Below are 21,613 nucleotides of genomic sequence, written 5' to 3'. Positions count from 1 at the left end.
CAAGTAGCACGGGGCCCGAGAAATCCCGTGTGAATCTGGCGGGACCACCCGCTAAGCCTAAATATTCCCTAGTGACCGATAGCGGATAGTACCGTGAGGGAATGGTGAAAAGTACCGCGGGAGCGGAGTGAAATAGTACCTGAAACCGTGTGCCTACAAGCCGTGGGAGCGTCGTTCGCCAGCTTGCTGGTGGGCCGTGACTGCGTGCCTTTTGAAGAATGAGCCTGCGAGTTTGCGGTGTGTAGCGAGGTTAACCCGTGTGGGGTAGCCGTAGCGAAAGCGAGTCCGAATAGGGCGTTTGAGTTGCATGCCCAAGACCCGAAGCGGAGTGATCTAGCCATGGGCAGGTTGAAGCGCGGGTAAGACCGTGTGGAGGACCGAACCCACCAGGGTTGAAAACCTGGGGGATGACCTGTGGTTAGGGGTGAAAGGCCAATCAAACTCCGTGATAGCTGGTTCTCCCCGAAATGCATTTAGGTGCAGCGTCACGTGTTTCTTGCCGGAGGTAGAGCACTGGATAGGCGATGGGCCTTACCGGGTTACTGACCTTAGCCAAACTCCGAATGCCGGTAAGTGAGAGCGTGGCAGTGAGACTGTGGGGGATAAGCTCCATGGTCGAGAGGGAAACAGCCCAGAACACCGACTAAGGTCCCTAAGCGTGTGCTAAGTGGGAAAGGATGTGGAGTCGCAGAGACAACCAGGAGGTTGGCTTAGAAGCAGCCACCCTTGAAAGAGTGCGTAATAGCTCACTGGTCAAGTGATTCCGCGCCGACAATGTAGCGGGGCTCAAGCACATCACCGAAGTCGTGTCATTGCAGCAATACTCCTAACGGGGGCTGTGATGGGTAGGGGAGCGTCGTGTGCCGGGTGAAGCGGCGGTGGAAACCAGTCGTGGACGGTATACGAGTGAGAATGCAGGCATGAGTAGCGATACAAGAGTGGGAAACTCTTGCGCCGATTGACCAAGGGTTCCTGGGTCAAGCTGATCTGCCCAGGGTAAGTCGGGACCTAAGGCGAGGCCGACAGGCGTAGTCGATGGACAACGGGTTGATATTCCCGTACCCGCTTTGAAGCGCCAACGCTGAACCAGGTGATGCTAAGGCCGTGAAGCCGTCCTGGATCCTTCGGGTGAAGGGGAGTGGTGGAGCCGCTGATCCAAGTCTGTAGTAGGTGAGCGATGGGGTGACGCAGGAAGGTAGTCCAGCCCGGGCGGTGGTTGTCCCGGGGTAAGGGTGTAGGGCGTTGCGTAGGCAAATCCGCGCAACACGTAGCCTGAGACCTGATGCCGAGCCGATTGTGGTGAAGTGGATGATCCTATGCTGTCGAGAAAAGCCTCTAGCGAGTTTCATGGCGGCCCGTACCCCAAACCGACTCAGGTGGTCAGGTAGAGAATACCGAGGCGTTCGGGTGAACTATGGTTAAGGAACTCGGCAAAATGCCCCCGTAACTTCGGGAGAAGGGGGGCCATTCCTGGTGATAGCACTTGCTGCTTGAGCTGGGGGTGGCCGCAGAGACCAGCGAGAAGCGACTGTTTACTAAAAACACAGGTCCGTGCGAAGCCGTAAGGCGATGTATACGGACTGACGCCTGCCCGGTGCTGGAACGTTAAGGGGACCGGTTAGCTCCATTTCGGTGGGGCGAAGCTGAGAACTTAAGCGCCAGTAAACGGCGGTGGTAACTATAACCATCCTAAGGTAGCGAAATTCCTTGTCGGGTAAGTTCCGACCTGCACGAATGGCGTAACGACTTCTCGACTGTCTCAACCATAGGCCCGGTGAAATTGCATTACGAGTAAAGATGCTCGTTTCGCGCAGCAGGACGGAAAGACCCCGGGACCTTTACTATAGCTTGATATTGGTGTTCGGTTCGGCTTGTGTAGGATAGGTGGGAGACTGTGAAGCGGCAACGCCAGTTGTTGTGGAGTCGTCGTTGAAATACCACTCTGGTCGTGCTGGATGTCTAACCTGGGTCCGTGATCCGGATCAGGGACAGTGTCTGGTGGGTAGTTTAACTGGGGCGGTTGCCTCCTAAAGGGTAACGGAGGCGCCCAAAGGTTCCCTCAGCCTGGTTGGCAATCAGGTGTTGAGTGTAAGTGCACAAGGGAGCTTGACTGTGAGACTGACGGGTCGAGCAGGTACGAAAGTAGGGACTAGTGATCCGGCGGTGGCTTGTGGAAGCGCCGTCGCTCAACGGATAAAAGGTACCCCGGGGATAACAGGCTGATCTTCCCCAAGAGTCCATATCGACGGGATGGTTTGGCACCTCGATGTCGGCTCGTCGCATCCTGGGGCTGGAGTAGGTCCCAAGGGTTGGGCTGTTCGCCCATTAAAGCGGTACGCGAGCTGGGTTTAGAACGTCGTGAGACAGTTCGGTCCCTATCCGCTGTGCGCGTAGGAGTGTTGAGAAGGGCTGTCCCTAGTACGAGAGGACCGGGACGGACGAACCTCTGGTGTGCCAGTTGTTCTGCCAAGGGCATGGCTGGTTGGCTACGTTCGGGAGGGATAACCGCTGAAAGCATCTAAGCGGGAAGCCTGCTTCGAGATGAGCACTCCCACCTCCTTGAGAGGGTAAGGCTCCCAGTAGACGACTGGGTTGATAGGCCGGATATGGAAGCCCTGTGAGGGGTGGAGTTGACCGGTACTAATAGGCCGAGGGCTTGTCCTCAGTTGCTCGCGTCCACTGTGTTGTTCTGAAACAACGACTGCCCTGTCGGCGGGTCGGACAGTTTCATAGTGTTTCGGTGGTCATAGCGTGAGGGAAACGCCCGGTTACATTCCGAACCCGGAAGCTAAGCCTTACAGCGCCGATGGTACTGCAGGGGGACCCTGTGGGAGAGTAGGACGCCGCCGAACAATTATTCCGAAGAACCCCCATCCGATTCCGGATGGGGGTTCTTCGCATTTTCGGACAGTCTCATCAAGCCCCTCGTGCTATGCCCACCAGCAGGTGGTGCTAGGTCCACCCTGGAATTGGGGTGGCACGGCTACTGCCCTCTGCAGGCGGCTCGTGAACACTGGTGGAGGACGATCGGTACCGACATCAGGAGCTTTCGTGACTACAGAGAGTCGAGCGAGCGGCGCGTCGGTGCGCGCGCAGAGCCGGGAGGCTCTTGCGTCGGGAGGTCAGGGGCTCGCTCGGCTGGCACTGATGGTGCTGGGCGCGGTGCCGGGGTCCGTCCTGCCGGTGGGGGCGGCGTTCGTCGTCGGTGCGGTGACTGCCGCGATCATGCAGCCCTACTACCTGGAGGGTCCCTTCGCCCTCGCGGCGGCGGTCACCGCCGGCTCCCTGATGGCCGGCGTCCTCGTCCGCCGTACCGCGAACCGTACGCGCGGGCAGCTGGAGCGTTGGTTCGGCATCCGTCTCCCGGTCGTGTACCAGCCGATGCCGGCGCTGGAGCTGGACCAACGCGGGCACTGGTGGACGGGGTACTCGTACCACCGCTCCCGGACGGTGGCGAAGTATGTCCGGCTGCTGCACTGGGCGTTCCGGGACCGCACCACCCGCGCCGAGATGCTCTGGCTGATCGTCAACCCGCTGATGGCCGTGGCTTTGGCCGGGCCGGTGGCCTTCCTGCTGCTGATGGGCACGGCGTACGCCGCGACGGGACCGACGGTCTCCGACGGCGTCGGGCCGTTCAGCGGTCAGATGGTGTCGATTCTGGCGGAGATCGTGCTGGGGCTCGGCATAGCCGGTGCCGGCGTGCTGGTGGCGCCGTACGCGGTGCGCGGGTACGTCGAGGTGGCCCGCCGGGTGCTGGACCAGGACGGCCGGGCGACGCACGCCCAGCTGACCAGGCGGGTGGCCCAGTTGACCGAGACCCGAGCGGACGCGGTCGGCAGCCAGGCGGCCGAGCTGCGGCGGATCGAGCGGGACCTGCACGACGGAGCGCAGGCGCGGCTGGTCGCGATCGGGATGACGCTGGGCACCATCGAGCACCTGATGGACACCGATCCGGCGGCCGCGCGCGATCTGTTGTCGGAAGCACGGCAGTCGTCGGCCCGAGCATTGCAGGAGCTGCGGGATCTCGTCCGTGGGATTCACCCGCCGGTGCTCGCCGAGCGCGGACTGGGCGATGCCGTTCGGGCGTTGGCGTTGGACAGCGCGCTGCCGACGGAGGTGTGCGTGAGCCTGCCGGACCGTCCGCCGGCCCCGGTGGAGGCGGCGGCGTACTTCAGCATCTGTGAGCTCCTGGCCAACGCGGCCAAGCACTCGGGGGCGGATCAGGTGTGGGTGGACATCCTGTACCGGGCCGGCCTCCTGCGGATCACGGTGACGGACGACGGCGTCGGTGTGGCCGATCCGTCGCGGGGGACCGGCCTGCGCGGAATCGAACGCCGATTGGGTACCTTCGACGGTGTTCTCACCATCGACAGTACGTCGGGCGGTCCGACCACCATCACCTTGGAGCTGCCGTGCGAGTTGTCCTCGCCGAGGACCTCTACCTCCTTCGCGAAGGCCTGATCCGGCTGTTGGAAGCGCACGGCTTCACCATCGCCGCGGCCGTCGAGACCGGGCCCGAGCTCCTGGAGGCGCTGCTGACCCACCGCCCGGACGTGGCCGTGGTGGATGTCCGGTTGCCGCCGACGCTGACCGACGAGGGACTTCAGGCAGCGCTGAAGGCTCGCCGGGAGATCCGGGGCCTGCCGGTGCTGGTGCTGTCGCAGCACGTCCAGCAACTGTACGCACGGGAGCTTTTGGCCGACGGCACGGGCGGCATCGGCTACCTGCTGAAGGACCGGGTGTTCAACGCCGAGCAGTTCATCGACGCGGTCCGCCGGGTGGCGGCCGGCGGTACGGCGATGGACCCGGACGTGATCGCGAAGCTGATGCAGACCACCTCGCGCCGCCCCGGTCCGCTGCTGGGGCTGTCGCCGCGCGAGCGCGAGGTGCTGGAGCTGATGGCGGAGGGTTGCTCGAACTCGGCGATCGCCGCCCGGCTGACGGTGAGCGACGGGGCGGTGGCCAAGCACATCGCCAACATCTTCACTAAGCTCGAACTCGCCCCCGATGAAGACGCCAACCGGCGTGTCCTCGCGGTGCTCGCGTACCTCAACGGCACGGCGGGGCGCGCAGCCTGACGCTCCGACCGATGCCGTGAACCGGTGCGGGCATGCTCCCCGCTGTGACACTCCAGCCTGCGAGAACGCTGAAACAGGTGTACGAGTAAACTCCGGTGGGCCGAGCCCGGAGGTCGTTCAGCCGTCCGGCGCCCCGACCAGCGGGAACCGGCAGCGAGGCAGCGTACGGCAGCAGCCGACATCCCAGGGGTTGATAGACGTAATGGCACGCCCAACGCTCACCAAGGCCCACCGCGGCCTGCTCGGCATCGTCGCGGCCGGGGCCTGCATCATCTCGGGCATCGGCTTCGCGGGCTCGTACAACGCGGTCCGGGAGCTGGCCTCGGAGAAAGGTTTCGGCGCCTTCTCCTACGCCTTCCCGATCGGCGTCGACGCCGGCATCGTCGTCCTGCTCGCGCTCGACCTGGTCCTGACCTGGCTGCGGATCCCCTTCCCGCTGCTGCGTCAGACCGCCTGGGTGCTGACGGTCGCCACCATCGCCTTCAACGCCGCCGCTTCCTGGGGCGACCCGCTCGGGATGGGCATGCACGCCGTCATCCCGGTGCTTTTCGTGGTCGTCGTCGAGGCCTCCCGGCACGCGGTCGGGCGGATCGCGGCGATCACCGCGGACCGGCACATGGAGTCGGTCCGGATGATGCGCTGGCTGCTGTCCCCGGTGCCGACCTTCCGGCTCTGGCGGCGGATGAAGCTCTGGGAGCTGCGCTCGTACGACGAGGTCGTCCGGCTGGAGCAGAACCGGCTGGTATACCGGGCGCAGCTGCGCTTCCGGTACGGCCGCGGCTGGCGCCGGACGGCGCCGTTCCAGGCGCTGTTGCCGCTCAAGCTCGCCAAGTACGGTGTGCCGCTGGACCCGGCGCTGCTCGATCGGCTGGACGAGGAGGCGCGTGAGCGCGACGCGAAGGAGGCTCAGGAGCTCCAGCTCCAGGAGAACCGCGCCGCCGCGGCCATCGCGCCCGCAGGGCCCGCCGTTCCGGTGCAATCGCAGCAGGTCCGGCAGTCGCAGCAGCTCCAGCCGCAGACCCAGGTCCAATCTCAGCCCCAGCCGCAGCAAGTCCAGCCCGAGCCGGCGCCGGCCCCAGCCCAGCCGATGTCCGCCGAGGTGGCCGCGCCGATGCTGGCCAAGCTCGCCGCCGTTCGACTGCGTGCCGCCCAGGAGCCGGGCGTGGTGGAGGAGTCCCCGCATCCGCCCCGCGAGGAGCTGAACGTCTGGACCGCGCGCCCGGTCCGCACCACCGGTGGCCAGGCCGACACCACCCCGGGCGGACAGGTTCCCGGCCAGGCCTCCCCGTGGTTCAAGCCTCCGCGCACGGCGGCCGAGGACCAGCCGACCGCCCAGCCCGCGCTGCAGCACCCGGCCCCGCAGGATGAGGAGCGCCCCGCCGAGCCGGCCGGGCCGCAGCCGCAACCGCCAGCCCACGTCGAGGAGCTCGCACCCCGCCCGACGCCGTCCAGGCTCGACCCTGACCTGGCCTACGAGGCGCTGGTCTCGTACCTGGACCACAACGACGGCCTTCAGCCCGATCCCCAGCGCCTTGCCGAGTGGCTGACCACGGAGTACGGCGTCACCGGCAACCGTCCGGACGGCTCGGTGCACCCGAAGGACGTCGCCGAGCTGTACCCGCAGCTGCGCGACCGCTACGCCGCCGCCGGGAGGGAGTGACCCGCCCGCCGGAGACCGTGAGACCGGGAGACGCGTCGACCGGAGACACGTCCATCGCTCGGTCGGCCATTGACGCCCGATCCCCCCGGAGCTACCTTCGCCTCAACAAATTGTTGAATCGCTGGTTCGGTGCGGAGGAGTTCGGATGTCGCAGGTCGAGGTCGACGGTAACGGGCCGACGGGCGAGGCCTCCTTCTCCGCCGCCGCCCGTGCCGCCGTCGAGGCGCTGCTAGCCCCGGTCGACGCCGACCTGGCGCGCCGCTATCCGGGCGACTCCGGGACCAGGCAGCCGGTGCACACCGTCTACGTCCCCGCCGACGCCTTCGCCGCCGACACCGTCCGCGCGTGGGGCCGCCAGGCCCTGGAGGCCTTCGACGCGCACGCCGGCACCCCGGCCGAACTCGCCCGCGCCCTCGGCGTGGCCGACGACGCCCTGCTCGCCGACGTGCACGCCCGGGTTCGCGCCAAGCTGGAGCGCGAGCCGATCGAGGACCTGCGCATCGACTTCGAGGACGGCTACGGCCCCCGCCCCGACGCCGAGGAGGACGCCGCCGCGGTCCGCGCCGCCGAACTCGTCGCCGCCGCTGTGGCGGACGGCAGCGCGCCGCCGTACATCGGCATCCGGATCAAGTGCATGGAGGCGCCCGTCCGCGCCCGCGGCATCCGCACCCTGGAACTGTTCCTCGCCACCCTGCTCGCGAACGGCGGACTGCCGGAAGGCCTGGTCCTCACCCTCCCCAAGGTGACGTACGCCGAGCAGGTCACCGCGCTGGTCCGGCTCCTGGAGGACTTCGAGCGGCGCGCGGGGCTGCCGGCAGGCCGGATCGGCTTCGAGATCCAGATCGAGACCACCCAGGCGATCCTCGGTCCGGACGGCCGGGCCACCGTCGCCCGGATGATCGAGGCCGCCGAGGGCCGCGCCACCGGCCTGCACTACGGCACCTTCGACTACAGCGCCTCCTGCGGCGTCAGCGCGGCCTACCAGAGCATGGACCACCCCGTCGCCGACCACGCGAAGGCGGTGATGCAGGTGGCCGCGGCCGGCACCGGGGTCCGGCTCTCCGACGGCTCGACCAACGTCGTCCCGACCGGCTCCACCGAACAGGTGCACGCGGCCTGGAAGCTTCACCACGACCTGGTCCGCCGCTCCCTGGCCCGCGCGTACTACCAGGGCTGGGACATGCACCCGGCGCACCTGCCGACCCGGTACGTCGCGGTGTACTCGTTCTACCGCGAGGGCCTGGAGGCCGCCGCAGCCCGGCTGGCCGCGTACGTCACCAAGGCCGGCGGCGACGTGATGGACGAGCCGGCCACCGCCCGGGCGCTCAGCGGCTACGTGCTGCGCGGCCTGGACTGCGGCGCCGTCGACCCGGCCGAGGTCACCGCACTGACCGGTCTGGACCGCGGGCAGCTGGACGCACTGGCCGGCCGCTGACCGTCGCGGGCCGTCCGGCCCCGGGCGGCCAACTAGGCTGGCGGTGCCGCCCCGCGCGCTCGGGGCGTGCGCAGCCAGCCTTCGCCGTCTCCAGGGAGAAACACCGCGCCATGTCCGCCACGCCGGAGCCGACCCCCAGGCCGTACCTCACCATCCGGCAGGCAGGCAGCCACGAGATCGAGATCAAGAAGTCCCGGTTCATCTGCCACCTCGCCCGGGTAGCCGACGAGGCGGAGGCGCAGGCCTTCATCGCGGGCATCCGCAAGCAGTACTGGGACGCGCGGCACAACTGCACCGCCTTCGTGGTCGGCGACGAGCAGCGCCGCGAGCGCTCCAACGACGACGGCGAGCCGGGCGGCACGGCCGGGGTGCCGATGCTGGAGGTGCTGCGGCGGCGCGGGCTGACCGACACGGTGGCCGTGGTGACCAGGTACTTCGGCGGCATCAAGCTCGGCGCGGGCGGCTTGGTCCGGGCGTACGGGAACGCGGTATCGGAGGCGGTCGACGAGGTGGGGCTGCTGGAGCGGCGGCCGGTGGCGCTGCTGGCGGTCACGGCGGACCACGTGCGGGCCGGACGGGTGGAGAACGACCTGCGGGCGGCCGGGTTCACGGTGAGTGACCTCGCGTACGAGGCGACCGGGGTGCGGATCGAGGTCGGCGTGCCGGAGCCGGAGGTGTCCGCCTTCCACACCTGGCTGGCCGAGGCGACCGGGGGGACCGCGGTGGCGGTCGCGGCAGGCCGGACGTATGTCGAGGTGCCGGTGTAGCGACCGGCCGAGCGCACCTCGGCCGAGTCGGCCAACGTAGCCCAGACGCTGCGCCACGCCGCGCATGCCTTGAACAGATTCACTCGAACGTATTCACGTGGCTCGGAGTTGGAACTTCCGCTCCGAGCCGTGGCGTTTCCTGGGCAAGGATCCGGCCGAACCGGACGAATAACCCATCGATGGAGGACACCAGACCCCACCACCGCACCACCACGGAGGTATGCGCATGACCTCGGACCGCTCCCCGGCGTCCGCCCGTGCCGAACTACCCGGCCCGCGGGGCCCCGCGACGCCCTACCGGATGACCGTCACCACGACCCTCCCGCACGCCGACGCCGTCTCCCTGGCCGACGAGCAACTCGCCGGCTGGCTGAAGCACGAAGGCTGCGAGGAGCCGCCGCCCCTCCCGGACACCGTCGACCCCTGCATCCTCGCCGAAAGCCCGACAGCTGAAAGCCCGACCGTCGAGCGTCTCCGGCTGGGCGACCGCGTCCTGCTCGACCGCGACCACGGCCCGCTCCGCGGTGGCGCGGGTTCCGGCCACTACGACCGCCGCCGGCTGCGCGCCCCGGCCCCGCACGGCACACAGCAGCTCACCCTGACCGTGGCGACCGCCGCCGCCGGCCCGACCTGGGTACGGCTGGAGGCCGAGACGCACAGCACCGGCAACGGCCTGCGCACGCCGTGCCGGGTGCCGGTGCCCGAGCTCGCCCGCGCCCTGCTGCCGCTGCTCGACGCCACCGACGGCCCCGCCGCCGTCCAGCTCGCACCGCGGGTGATCACCGCGGCCGAGGTCGACGGGCTGATCGACGAGCTGTGCGACCCGGAGCGCCGGCTGCCCACCGTGGTCGCCAGCGTCCCGGTCAACCTCCTGGTCGACCGGTGGGTCGACGCCGTTGTCCGCCCGCTCTGCCGGCAACTGCCCGGCCTCGCCACCGCGTACGTCCTGGATCCGGCCGCCCGCACCGGGTTCAACGTCGCGCTGGAGTACCACACCGTCTACGGCGGGGCGGTACGCACCTATCTGCCCGACGTCGACCCGGCCTCCCGGCAGGACGGCGCCCGGCACCCGGTGCTCGCCCGCGGCCGAATAGAGCAGGACCTCCGCCGCGCCGCCGGGCTGCTCGCCCGCGAGCCGCGCCGGCTCGCCGCCGAACTGCCGCTGCCGCCCGCACTCGCGGCCGTCCCGGTGCTGCGGATCCCCCCGCCGCAGCCCCGCCCGGACGCCGCCTCGCCCGCCGACCCGGCCGACGCCGGCGCCGAACTGGCCGCGCTCGCCCGGGAGGAGCAGCAGGACCGCGCCGAGCAGCAGGCCCGGGCCGACGAACTGGAGCGGGTCCGGCGCACCCTCAGCCGGGAGCGCCGCGTCCGGGCCCGGAGCCGCGTCCGGCCCAGTCGGATCTGCGCCGGCCCGGCCGCCGCCCCGCGCACCCCCGGCGGGCCGCCCAGGCGAGCCGGCTGCCCGGACACCTTCACCGAACTCATCGCCAGGCTGGGCGAGTTCCCGCTGCTCACCTTCACCGGCGACCAGAAGATCGCGCTCGCCCTGGACGACGTCCAACGCGCGGGGTCCGGCTGGGCCAGGCTCGCCTGGGACGGCCTGACCGCCCTTCAGGAGTACGCCGAGGCGGCCGTTCGCGGCGAGGCCGGCGGTGACTTCAAGCAGTGGTGCGAACACACTCCGGACGGCTGTCACCGCTTCCCGCCCCGCAAGGCGGTCCGCGGGGAGTCCCGGACGGTGTTCAGCCACACCAAGTGGAAGCGCGAGCGGATGCTGCCGGTGCCGGAGTGCGTGGACGCCTCCCGGCGCGCCTTCATGGGCGCGCACCTGCGGATCGGCGGTGGGCGCACCGCGCCGCGGCTGCACTATCTCGACGACTGCTCGGGCAGTGGCCGGATCTATGTCGGCTATATCGGCCTGCACCTGACCAACACCCGGACCAACTGAGAGGCTTGGCTGACCACTGCGCCCGTTCGGTGGACAATGTCCGGCAGGGGCGGGGCGCAGGGTCGCCGGCCGCCCCGGGCAGGCGCGCCGGACCAGCATGGGGGAACGAGGACCGATGCAGTACTCAGCAGACGGCCAGCCCGACGGCACCACCACGGCCCAGTTCCCCCAACCGGGCTTCCTCGCCTCGGTCTTCCGCGACCTCGGCGCCGACCCGGACCCCGACACCGCTCCTGGTCCCGACACCGCTCCTGGTCCCGACTCCGCTCCTGGTCCCGACTCCGCTTCTGGTCCCGACTGCGCTCCCGGTCCCGACTCCGCCTCCGACCCGGACGCCGCTTCCGACCGCGAGACCGGTGACGGCCCGTCCGGGGCGGAGGAGCCCGTCGCGGCTCACGCCCGGGCCGCCGCTCTGACCCACCATCGCACGCTCACCGTCCAGGCCGAGCACGACCGGCTCGCCGACCTGCTGCGGCGGGCCGCGTTGCCCGTCTCGGCCATGGACTTCGAGAGCCAGCTGCGCCGCTACGAGCCCCGCCCCTACCCGGCCGACGGCTCCAACGCGGTCGCCGAGGCCGAGCCCCGCTGGGAGGACTTCGCCCCGGCCGAGCCGCCCGCCGCCGACCCCGACGCCGCCCCGACCCGCCGCCTGCTCGACTCCGGATACCAGCGCGAACTGGCCCAGGCCCGGCTGGCCCACCAGCGCGCCCTGCGCGAGTGGCGCACTCGCCGGGCCGAGGCCGGCAGCCCGGCCGCCGACGAATCCCGCCGGGCCCACGAGGAGGCCGAGGCGGCCCGGGCCCGCGCGGTGCGCGAGTACAACGAGAGCCTGGAGGAGTGCCGCCGGGCCTACCGGCTGGCCGAGCCGGCCGCGGTGGAGTCGCTGCTGGAGCGGGCCCTCGCCGCCGCCGAGACGGCCACCCAGGACCTGCCCGCCCCCTGCCGGGCGATCTTCCGCCCGCTCACCCGCACCGCGGTGCTGGACCTGGACCTGCCGCCCCTCGACCTGGTGCCCTCGCTCACCGGCTACCGGCTCGCCCCCGGCGGCGACATCGTCCCGGTGCCGCGCCCGCCGGCCGACCGGGCCATCGACTACCTGCGCCTGGTCGCCCGGCTCGCCCTGCGCGCTCTGCAGGCCGTCGACGCCGTCGAAACCGACGAGATACTCGCGGGCGTCGTCCTCAACGGCTGGCTGCGCGAGCCCGGCGCGGCCGAGCCGCTCTGCCTGGTCAGCGTCGACGCCGACCGCGACGCACTGGCCCGCACCCGGCTGCTGCCGCCCGCCGGCCCGTACGAGGAGCACGACGCCGAGGCGTATGACGCGGAGGAGCGCGACGCCGAGCAGGACGAGGCGCTGGTGCGGCTGCGCCAGCTCGGCGCCGCCGTCACCCCGGACCCGTACGCCCGGGCGGGCGTCGAACCCGCCGCGCGGGCCGGGGCCGCCGTGCCGGCCGCGCCCGACCTGTCCGCCAACGAGTTCGCCCAGCTGGTGTGCGACCTGCTCACCCGGGGCGGTCTGGCCGACTGGAGCGTCCGGCTGCGAGGCCCGGCCGGACTGGTCGCCACCGGCGAGGGAGCACCCGGCAGTGCACTGCCCGGCCGCTGGGTGGTCTGGGCCTCCCGGGGCGCTGCGGAGGTCGCCGCCGAGGAGATCCGGACGCTGGCCGAGGCCGTTCGGGAGGAGTCCGCCGAGCGCGGCCTGCGACTGACCACCGGCCGCTTCGCCGACGAGGCCCTTGACCTGGCCGCAGGGGAGGGCCACCGTCACATCCACCTCGTCGACGGCGACGGTGTTCGCGAACTCGCCATGACCCACCTCGGCCTGCCCCTCGTCGCAGGTCGCTGACCGGCCGGTTCTCCGCCGACGGCCTCACTCCGACGGCCCCTCCGGCGGGCGCGTCGCTGCCCCCGGCCCGAGGCTGGGGAGTGGGCCCCAAGGACTGTCCTCACTCCCGTTGTCCCCCCGGAGGCCGGCCGAGCACCCCGGGCGAAAGCCGCTGACCGTCCGTCCGGTACGGTCGGCGGTCGGCCCGGCGTCGGGCGCAATCCTGGGGGAGACGGATGGGCAGAACGGCCCGCAGACCACACGACCGACCGACCCGAGCGGGGTCGGCCCGGTGACGGCCGTCCTGGTCGCCGCCGGCGCGTTCCTGATGACCCTGGTCGGCGGGTTCGTCGCCCAGCGCACCGGCGACCGGCGCCACCTGGTGCTCGGCTTCGCCGCCGGACTCATGCTCGGCGTCGTCGCCTTCGACCTCCTGCCCGAGGCCCTGCGCCAGGCGCCCGGAGAGGTGCACGGTGTGCCGCAGGCGCTGCTGATGTTCGCGGCCGGCTTCCTCACCATCCACGTGGTGGAGCGCGCGGTCGCCATCCACCGCGGCCACGAGGGCGAGTACGCCGAGCACACCCACGGCCACCACGGGCACAGCCACCGCGTCGGGCACGAGGGTGTCGGTCTGACCGCAGCTTTGGCCCTGGTCGGGCACAGCGTGATGGACGGCTTCGCGATCGGTGCCGCCTTCCAGGCGGGCACCACGGTCGGTACGGTCGTCGCCATCGCCGTCGTCGCCCACGACTTCGCCGACGGCTTCAACACCTACACGATCACCCGGCTCTACGGGAACAACCGGCGGCGCGCGGTCACCCTGCTGGCCGCGGACGCGCTCGCCCCGGTGTCCGGCGCGGCGATCACCCTGGCGTTCACCATCTCCGAGCACCTGCTCGGCCTCTACCTCGGCTTCTTCTCCGGCTTCCTGCTCTACCTGGCGACCTCCGACATCCTCCCCGAGGCCCACAGCCCGCACCCCTCGCGCAGCACCCTGCTCTGCACCCTCGCCGGGGTCGGCTTCATGTGGCTCGTGATCGGCTTCGCCACCTGATCCTCGCCACCGAACCTGCCGGGCGGCCCGGCACCGCCGACAACGCTCGCGCAGATCGGCCAGCATCGAGGCATCAGCCTCGCGGCCCGGTCGCGAACGCGGTGACCAGCAGTCGCCCTACCGCTGGCCCGCGCTGCTGGTGATCGCCGGGATCGGGATCACCGCGCTGCGCCCGGAGGCCCTGGCCGCCGCGGCGGCGTGGCGGCTGCGTACCGGGTCTCGGCGGCGCGCAGCACTCGCAGCAGCACGTCCTGGTCGGCCGGACTGACCTCGCCGAAGTACTCCTGCGCCACCTCGTGCCGCACCTGCCCGATCCGCTCCACCGCCGCGCGGCCCGCCTCGGTCAGCAGGATCCGGACGGCGCGCCGGTCGGCCGGGTCGGGGCTGCGCTCGACCAGGCCAGCCTCCTCCAGCGCGTCGACCACCGTGGTGGCCGAGCGGGGGGCGATGTGCAGCCGGTCCGCGAGATCGCTCAGTCGCATCGCGCGGTCCGGCAGCTCGCACCCGGGCGCGTGGGCGAGCGCACGCAGCGCCCGGCCCTGGCCGGGGGTGATGCCGTACGGCTCCAGCCGCTCGCTGGTGCGGCGGCGGATCCGCTTGATCGCCCGGGTCATCGCGTCCGCCAGCTCGGCGGCGGTGTCCGCAGGGCCCGCCGCGGGGGTGGAGGAGGAGCTCGCCGGGTCGTCGGTCGGCGTGGTGGTCATGGGCGGTCTCCTCGGCAGGCGTCCGCCCAAGCGTATCGGCAGGTCCGTGGCCCGCGGCCGGTGCCGGACGGGTGCTCCGAAAAGATGTTGAGCCAGGCTCAGTATCCGGGTTAGCGTAGTCGCAAGTGAGGGGACCCTAAGTTCCCTCCCCGGAACCTGGAGGGCCCGTGCCCCGCTCCGAAGCCCGTGTCGCCACCGACCGCCCCGCCCGCTACGCCAAGCAGCTCGCCGCCCACATGGGCCGCAGGATCGAGGCCGCCTTCTCCGAGGAGACCGGCCGCGGCACCCTGACCTTCGGCGCCGGCACCGCCACCCTGGAGGCCCAGGCCGGCGCGCTGCTGCTCACCGTCGAAGGCGAGCGCGAGAACCTGCCAGGCCTCGAAGACGTCGTCGGCCGCCACCTCGTCCGCTTCGGCGCCCGCGACGAACTCGTCGTCGAATGGCACCGCGACAACGGCGAGCCCGGCCTGGTTCACCGCAACGACGAGCCCGAGGCCGACGAGCCCGAGGCCTGAGTCCGTCCCCCGCCGCCCGGCCGCGGCAGCCACCTCGCGAGCGACCACAGCACTAGGGCGGCCAGGCACCAACTGGCCACCACGTCCAGCAGCCAGTGGAAGTCGCTCCACACCAGCCCGGCGCCGACCCCGACGGCCAGCAGCACCGCCACCGCCCTCAACACGCGAGCCACGTGCACCCCGGCCGTCCGGGCCAACAGCAGCACCGCCACCCCGTACGACAGCGTCGCGGTGGCGGTGTGCCCGGACGGGTACCAGCCCCACTGCCCCGGCAGCAGCGGATCTCCCAGCGGGCCCGGCCGGGCGAACGCCGCCTTCGCGGGCACCACCAGCAGCGGGATCAGCCCCGACGTCAGCGCCGCCACCGGCATCGGAAGCCACCAGCGGGCCGCCCCCGCCCGGCGCGACCGCCACGCGGCCAGCCCGCCCGCGACCAACAGCACCGGGATCGCCGGGACGGAACTGCCCAGATCCGCCAGGGCATGGCCGAGGCGATCGAGAAGCGCACTGTGCAGATCGTGCCGGGCCGACCCGACATCGTGCCGGACCAGGCGGTCCAGCCCGAGCAGCGGCCCGTCCACCGCCACCTGCCACGACACCAGCACCAGCAGCCCCGCCGCGACTGCCGGCCCCGCCGCCGAACCCCTCGCCCGGCCCGGGACGCGGAAACGCCGCCCCGGAGCAGGGGGGAGAGCTCCGGGGCGGCTCGGATGATCGCCGCTCCGTGCGCCCCGGGGGGTGTGGGTCGGACGGTCGGTCGATCGGCCTTCGGTATGTGCCGTCCCGTACGGGACGGCCTGGTTGTCCTCGCGGCCCATACGCGGACCCGCGCCGAACGGCGGCCCCGCGGACGGCTCCGCCAATGGCTGAGGCTCGCTGTCCATCTGTGATGACACTACGTCAACAGCCCTTCTACGCCGAGCGCCTTCAGCGATTCCGCACATCATCTTCACTGCCCGTCGGGCATCCCCCGGCTCCGTGAACGATCACCAGGCCCCGGTGGTGCGAAAACCGAACGGCCCGTGGGACCTGTTCAGGTCCCACGGGCCGTTCAGCGCTGTCCGGACAACCCTCCGGCGGGGTTCGCCACCCGGCGGGGGCGCTCATCGCGTCAGACCGCGGCGAACGCGCCCTCCAGGATGTCCAGGCCCTCGTTCAGGAGGTGCTCCGGCATGACCAGCGGCGGCAGGAAGCGCAGCACGTTGCCGTACGTGCCGGCGGTCAGCACCACCAGGCCCTCGGCGTGGCAGGCCTTCGCGATCGCCGCCGTGGCCTCCGCGTTCGGCTCCTTGCCGCCCGCCTTCACCAGCTCGATCGCGATCATCGCACCGCGGCCGCGGACCTCGCCGATGATGTCGAACTTCTCCTGCATCGCCCGCAGGCGGCCCAGCATGATCTCGCCGATCCGCTGCGCCTTGCCGTTGAGGTCCTGCTCCTTCATCGTCTCGATGGCACCCAGCGCGGCGGCACACGCCACGGGGTTGCCGCCGTAGGTGCCGCCCAGACCGCCCGCGTGCGCGGCGTCCATGATCTCGGCGCGACCGGTCACCGCGGCCAGCGGCAGACCGCCGGCGATGCCCTTCGCGGTGGTGATCAGGTCCGGGACGATGTCCTCGTCCTCGCACGCGAACCACTGGCCGGTGCGGCAGAAACCGGTCTGGATCTCGTCCGCGACGAACACGATGCCGTTCGCCTTCGCGAACTCCGCGATCGCCGGCAGGAAGCCCTTGGCCGGCTCGATGAAGCCGCCCTCGCCCTGCAGCGGCTCGATGATGATCGCGGCGACGTTATCCGCGCCGATCTGCTTGTTGATGATGTCGATCGCCTGCGCGGCGGCCTCGGCGGCGCAGTTCTCCGCACCCGTCAGCCAGCGGTACGGGTAGGCCACCGGCACCCGGTAGATCTCCGGGGCGAACGGGCCGAAGCCCTGCTTGTACGGCATGTTCTTCGCCGTCAGGCCCATGGTCAGGTTCGTGCGGCCGTGGTAGCCGTGGTCGAACACCACGACGGCAGTGCGCTTGGTGTAGGCGCGGGCGATCTTCACCGCGTTCTCGACCGCCTCGGCGCCCGAGTTGAACAGCGCGGTGCGCTTCTCGTGGTTACCCGGGGTCAGCTCGTTCAGCTGCTCGGCGACGGCCACGTAACCCTCGTACGGGGTCACCATGAAGCAGGTGTGGGTGAACGCGGCCAGCTGCTCGCTCGCCTTCGCCACCACGGCCTCGGCGCTGTTGCCGACGTTGGTCACGGCGATACCGGAACCGAAGTCGATCAGCGAGTTGCCGTCCACGTCCTCCAGCACGCCGCCGTTGGCGCGGGACACGTACACCGGCAGGGTGGTGCCGACACCGGCCGCCACCGCACCCAGCTTGCGGGCCTGCAGCTCCTGCGACTTCGGACCGGGGATCGCGGTGACCAGGCGGCGCTCCTGCGGGAGCGGCGTTGCGGCGCTCATGGGTTTCTCCAGACTTCTCGGCTCGATGCTTCGCAGGCTACGGCCGCCCTCCCCGGACGGGCATGCGCCACTCGGTAGCACTGCGCCGTCCGACTTGTCCGGCACGGCCAGCGCAGGTGGCGCGACTACCCGCAGGCCCCGCTCCACTACATTGAGCCCGGGCGTGTCGCCGATACGGCGGCATGGGTATGGCGGCACCGACGGCGGTCGGGCCGGGCGGGCGAGGGAGCGGGGCCGTACATGGCACAGGACGGGGCACACCACCACGGCGACCGGACCACCACACCCCCGCCCCCGCTGCCACACCAGCGGCCCCCCGGCCGGACCTCCGGCGTTCCCGTATTCGACCTCCCTGCCTGGGCCTCCGCTCCGCGCCCGGAGGCCGAACCGGGCATCTACCGGCTGGGCTACCGCCAGGTGGACCCGGAACGGGCGGAGGCGGCTCAGGTCGCAGCCTGGCCACTGCTGCTGCGGGCGGCGATCAACGCGCTGGTGGGGTGGTTCGCCTATCTCTATGGCACACAGCTGCTGACGTATGTCCTCGTCTGGTTTGGGGGGCAGATGGGCATTGGCCCGCTTGCTTCGCCGTCCGAGTCAGAGGCGATGTTCACGCTCCTGGTGGCCAACGCGTTCGTGATCGGCGTGGCTATCAAGCTCTTCGGCCGCATGGGCCGGTGGCCCGAGGTGTGGCGTCGGTACGTGGCCCCGCTGCTGTCGCGGACGGTGACGCAGGAGGAGCGCGCCGAGGAGGGCGCTGCGGCGGTGGAGGCGGTGCGGCAGCTGGACCCCTGGGCCGGGCTGCGGCAGGGCGGGGCGGCTGCGGCGGCGGGGCGGCTGGACGGGGAGGCGGTCGGCGACGTCGACTACGTGCGGATCCAGCGAGCGTGGGAGTCGGCGCAGGCGGATCCGGTGTTCGTTCCGGCGTTCGTCGAGCAGGTGGCGGCGCGCGGTGCGGCGGCGTTCGCGCATCCGTCCGAGGCGCGCGAGCTGCCGGGCCGGGCCGAGCGGCACGATCTGCTGCTCCGTCAGGTCTGTCTCGGTACCAGCCAGGACGTGCCGAAGAACCCGCTGCCGCACCGGGCGGCCGGGTTTGCGCTGGATCCGGCGGTGCTCGGCACCTCGCTGTTGGCGGTGGGTCCGGCCGGGACCGGGAAGACGGCGCGCCTTGCCCGGCCGGTGGCGGAGGCGCTCTGTCTGCAGGCGTTGGCCGGTACCGCGTGCGCGGTGGTGATCGGGGCTGGGGACGCGGATCTCGGGCCGGACGGCTGGTACGACGTGGTGATCGCGCCCGGCGACCCGGCGTCGGTGTACGGGCTGGATCTGTACGGGGCGGCGCGGGATCCGGACGAGGCGGCGGCCCGGCTGGCCGAGGCGCTGCTGCCGGACGAGCTGACCGCCCGGGCGGAGAGTGCCCGGACGGCGTTGCAGCAGGTGGTGGGCCCGTTCCACGCCGCGCACCGCCGCTACCCGGGGGTCCGCGAGCTGCGGGCGCTGCTGGGCGGCGAGCCGGACGCGCTGGCGGCGTTGGTGAAGGCGCTCGGGGCGGCCGGCCGGCTGGGCGCGTACGAGCGGGACCTGGAGCACCGGGAGCGTCAGCGCGGCCGGGCGGACGATCCCGGGGCGCTGCTGGCGGACCGGTTGGCGCTGCTGGACCGACCGGCATTCGAGGGGGCGTTCGCGACGGACGGCACCGGCCGGCCCCCGTTCGCGATGCGGGTGCTGGACCATCCGCTGCGGGTGCGGGTGAAGCTGCCGGAGCGGAGCCACCCGGAGGCGGCGCGGATGCTGTCGCGGCTGGTGGTGGGCCAGTTCGTGCAGGCGGCCGGGGCCCGTGAGGACCATTCGCTGTTCGCCGGCCTCGTGGTGGACGACGCCTCGGCGGCGCTGGACGCGGCGACCGTGCGCGGGGTGCAGCGGATGCGGGGCGCGAACGCGGGCGCGGTGCTGTTGTTGCGGACGCTGGTGGATCTGCCGGAGGCGCTGCGGGCGCCGTTGTTCGGCGCGGTCGGTTGCCGGATGGCGTTTCCGGGGATCGCGCCGTGGGACGGCCGGCTGTTCTCGGAGGCCTGGGGGACGCATCTGGTGCAGGAGACGGCGGTGACGCACACCCCGGACACCTCGGGCGGGGTGATAAGGCGGGCCGGGCGGTTGGGGCGGAAGGCGTTGTCGGGGACGACGGCGCAGACGGAGTCGGTGACGACGCGGGATGTGGAGCGGTTGCGGTGGTCGCCGTCGGATCTGGCGCACGCGTTGCCGGCGGGGCATGCGGTGGTGTCGTTGACGGCGGTGTCGGGGGAGCAGGTGCCGCCGTTGCTGGTGGATCTCCGGGGGTGAGGAGCGCGACGGGCTGAAGCTCGCCTTCGAGGTGGATTCGCCAGTACGGGTTGTCCGGGGCGTCCATAATGAAGGGGAGAGACCCTCACCGGATCCACTGTCCTCTCCTCGCCCGGCCGCAATGGCGCGGTCGGGTCGTTCCCCCGAAGGTGCCATGCCTCCCACACTCGCCTCCGTCGTCCGCAACAGTTCGCTCCATCTGACGGTTCTCGCCGGCGCGGACCATCTGGAGCGGCCGGTCCGCTGGGTGCACACCAGTGAGCTGGACGACCCGACGCCGTTCCTCGAGGGTGGTGAGCTGCTGCTCACCACCGGTATCAAGCTGGGCCGTACCGCCGCGCAGTTGCAGGCGTACGTGCACCGGCTGGCCGATGCCGGGGTGGTGGGCCTGGGGCTGGGGGTCGGGCTGTCGCACACGGAGGTGCCGCAGCCGCTGGTGGATGCGGCGGCGCAGCGGGGGCTGCCGTTGCTGCGGGTGCCGGAGCCGACGCCGTTCATCGCGATCAGCAAGGTGGTGTCGGCGGCGCTGGCTGCGGAGCAGTACGAGGCGGTGACGACGAGTTTCGAGGCGCAGGAGGAGCTGACCCGGGCTGCCCTGGGCAAGGACGGCACGACGGCCGTGGTGCGCCGTCTGGCGGCGCGGCTGGGGGGCTGGGCGGCGCTGTACGACGGGTCGGGTGCGCTGTCGGTGGTGGCGCCGGACTGGGCGGCTCGCCGGGCGGGGCGGCTGGCGGCGGAGGTGGACCGGCTGCGGCGGCGTCCGGCGCCGTCGAGTGCCGCGTTGCAGGGGCGGTCGCCGGGGATAGACACGGCGGACGAGGACTACGTGGTGGTCCAGTCGCTGGGGGCGGACCGGCGGGCCCGGGGTTTCCTGGCGGTGGGGACCGAGGACCGGATCACGCCGACCGAGCGGTACGTGCTGAACGCGGCGGTGGCGCTGCTGACCCTCACCCTGGAGCGCTCGCGCGAGCTGCGGCAGGCGGAGGAGCGGATGGGCGCGGCGCTGCTGCGGATGGTGCTGGCGGGTGAGGTGGCGACGGCCCGGCAGGTGGCGCTGGGGCTGTTCGGCGGTCTGCCGGAGGGGACGATACGGGTCCTGGTGGCCGGGGCCGGGCCGAGTGTGGATGCCGCGGATGCCCTGACGGAGCTGGGCGACCGCGCGGAGCAGGCGGGTTCCCGGGTGGGCGAGAAGCTGCTGGTGGCGCGGGAGGACGGTGCGCACGGGCCGCGGCTGATGGTGCTGGCGCTGGACAACGGTGCCGTCCACCGGGCCTGCCTCGGCGTGGTCGAGGAGCACGAGGGCCTGTCGCTGGGTGTGTCGGCGCCGGCCGCCCTGGAGGAGGCGGGGACGGCGCACGCGCAGGCCGAGCGGGCGCTGGCGGTGGCGCTGCGTGGTGGCCGGCGGTCGGTGGACCACGAGGAGGTCGGCGCGGGTTCGCTGCTGCCGCTGCTGGGGGAGGACGCGGTGACGGCGTTCGCGGAGGGGCTGCTGCGGCCGCTGCGCGAGCACGACCGGACGGCCCGCGGTGATCTGGTGGCCTCGCTGCGGGCGTGGCTGTCCAGACATGGGCAGTGGGATGCCGCGGCGGCGGATCTGGGGGTGCACCGGCACACGCTGCGCTACCGGATGCGCCGGGTCGAGGAGTTGCTCGGGCGTTCGCTGGACGACACCGACGTGCGCATGGAGTTGTGGCTGGCGCTCCGCTCGGGTGAGGAGTAGGCCGGCGGTCTGGACGGGATGGAGTGGGCCCGGAGGGGAACGCTCCTCGGCGGCCAATCCGGTTGTTGTGCCGCCGCCCCTACCCTCGGGTTCGGGCTCATGTTCGTGGGCCTGACGATGA

At 71.4% G+C, this 21,613-nt stretch carries 14 protein-coding genes and 2 rRNA genes (1 of these 16 running past the window's edge); 13 read left to right on the top strand and 3 right to left on the bottom strand.

The window, feature by feature from the left end; all coding sequences use genetic code 11:
- The 10 genes from F7Q99_RS08470 to F7Q99_RS08425 all read left to right on the top strand — a co-directional run.
- Window positions 1-2,664, top strand: a 23S ribosomal RNA gene (locus tag F7Q99_RS08470); it begins 456 nt to the left of the window's first position.
- Window positions 2,665-2,736: 72 nt separating this feature from the next.
- A 5S ribosomal RNA gene (gene rrf, locus F7Q99_RS08465) occupies window positions 2,737-2,852 on the top strand.
- A gap of 199 nt (window positions 2,853-3,051) precedes the next feature.
- Window positions 3,052-4,461 (top strand): sensor histidine kinase, encoded by a 1,410-nt coding sequence (locus F7Q99_RS08460; protein ID WP_326846434.1) that lies wholly within the window; start codon window positions 3,052-3,054, stop codon window positions 4,459-4,461.
- Window positions 4,413-5,078, top strand: coding sequence for a response regulator transcription factor (locus F7Q99_RS08455; protein WP_326846433.1), 666 nt, complete (start codon window positions 4,413-4,415; stop codon window positions 5,076-5,078). Before F7Q99_RS08460 ends, F7Q99_RS08455 begins: the two co-directional genes overlap by 49 nt.
- A 202-nt stretch (window positions 5,079-5,280) precedes the next feature.
- Window positions 5,281-6,738, top strand: coding sequence for a DUF2637 domain-containing protein (locus F7Q99_RS08450; RefSeq protein ID WP_153460728.1), 1,458 nt, complete (start codon window positions 5,281-5,283; stop codon window positions 6,736-6,738).
- 145 nt (window positions 6,739-6,883) lie between these two features.
- Window positions 6,884-8,173 (top strand): DUF6986 family protein, encoded by a 1,290-nt coding sequence (locus F7Q99_RS08445; RefSeq protein WP_153460727.1) that lies wholly within the window; start codon window positions 6,884-6,886, stop codon window positions 8,171-8,173.
- Window positions 8,174-8,283: 110 nt separating this feature from the next.
- The gene (locus F7Q99_RS08440; RefSeq protein ID WP_153460726.1) at window positions 8,284-8,940 is read left to right on the top strand and encodes a YigZ family protein; all 657 of its coding nucleotides are present in this window, start codon (window positions 8,284-8,286) and stop codon (window positions 8,938-8,940) included.
- Window positions 8,941-9,166: 226 nt separating this feature from the next.
- On the top strand, window positions 9,167-10,888 hold the full coding sequence (locus tag F7Q99_RS08435; RefSeq protein WP_153460725.1) for a hypothetical protein: 1,722 nt from the start codon (window positions 9,167-9,169) through the stop codon (window positions 10,886-10,888).
- A 115-nt stretch (window positions 10,889-11,003) separates the two neighbouring features.
- The gene (locus tag F7Q99_RS08430; protein WP_153460724.1) at window positions 11,004-12,734 is read left to right on the top strand and encodes a restriction endonuclease; all 1,731 of its coding nucleotides are present in this window, start codon (window positions 11,004-11,006) and stop codon (window positions 12,732-12,734) included.
- A 307-nt stretch (window positions 12,735-13,041) separates the two neighbouring features.
- Window positions 13,042-13,767, top strand: a complete 726-nt coding sequence (locus tag F7Q99_RS08425) for a ZIP family metal transporter (protein ID WP_153465954.1) — start codon at window positions 13,042-13,044, stop codon at window positions 13,765-13,767.
- A gap of 158 nt (window positions 13,768-13,925) precedes the next feature.
- Here F7Q99_RS08425 and F7Q99_RS08420 read toward each other — a convergent pair whose 3' ends face one another.
- Window positions 13,926-14,471 (bottom strand): MarR family winged helix-turn-helix transcriptional regulator, encoded by a 546-nt coding sequence (locus F7Q99_RS08420; RefSeq protein ID WP_195911017.1) that lies wholly within the window; start codon window positions 14,469-14,471, stop codon window positions 13,926-13,928.
- A gap of 167 nt (window positions 14,472-14,638) precedes the next feature.
- On the opposite strand from F7Q99_RS08420, the gene F7Q99_RS08415 reads away from it, so the two are divergent.
- A complete protein-coding gene (locus F7Q99_RS08415; protein ID WP_326846432.1) occupies window positions 14,639-14,986 on the top strand; it encodes a DUF2218 domain-containing protein in 348 nt (115 codons plus the stop codon).
- Here F7Q99_RS08415 and F7Q99_RS08410 read toward each other — a convergent pair.
- Both F7Q99_RS08410 and gabT read right to left on the bottom strand, forming a co-directional pair.
- Window positions 14,944-15,591: a phosphatase PAP2 family protein gene (locus F7Q99_RS08410; RefSeq protein WP_195911016.1), complete on the bottom strand. Its 648-nt coding sequence runs from the start codon at window positions 15,589-15,591 to the stop codon at window positions 14,944-14,946. The genes F7Q99_RS08415 and F7Q99_RS08410 overlap by 43 nt on opposite strands.
- 506 nt (window positions 15,592-16,097) lie before the next feature.
- Window positions 16,098-17,438, bottom strand: a complete 1,341-nt coding sequence (gene gabT / locus F7Q99_RS08405) for a 4-aminobutyrate--2-oxoglutarate transaminase (protein ID WP_153460722.1) — start codon at window positions 17,436-17,438, stop codon at window positions 16,098-16,100.
- A 240-nt stretch (window positions 17,439-17,678) separates the two neighbouring features.
- On the opposite strand from gabT, the gene F7Q99_RS08400 reads away from it, so the two are divergent.
- Window positions 17,679-19,772 carry an ATP-binding protein gene (locus tag F7Q99_RS08400; protein WP_153460721.1) on the top strand — a complete coding sequence of 698 codons (2,094 nt, stop codon included), beginning with the start codon at window positions 17,679-17,681 and terminating at the stop codon, window positions 19,770-19,772.
- Between the two features lie 154 nt (window positions 19,773-19,926).
- Window positions 19,927-21,492 carry a PucR family transcriptional regulator gene (locus F7Q99_RS08395; protein WP_153460720.1) on the top strand — a complete coding sequence of 522 codons (1,566 nt, stop codon included), beginning with the start codon at window positions 19,927-19,929 and terminating at the stop codon, window positions 21,490-21,492.
- Window positions 21,493-21,613 lie beyond the last annotated feature (121 nt).

The sequence above is a fragment of the Streptomyces kaniharaensis genome (genome assembly GCF_009569385.1).
GTDB lineage: Bacteria > Actinomycetota > Actinomycetes > Streptomycetales > Streptomycetaceae > Kitasatospora > Kitasatospora kaniharaensis.
The sequence above is the reverse complement of the archived record's forward strand: the minus strand, read 5'-3'. Positions and strand labels throughout refer to the sequence as shown.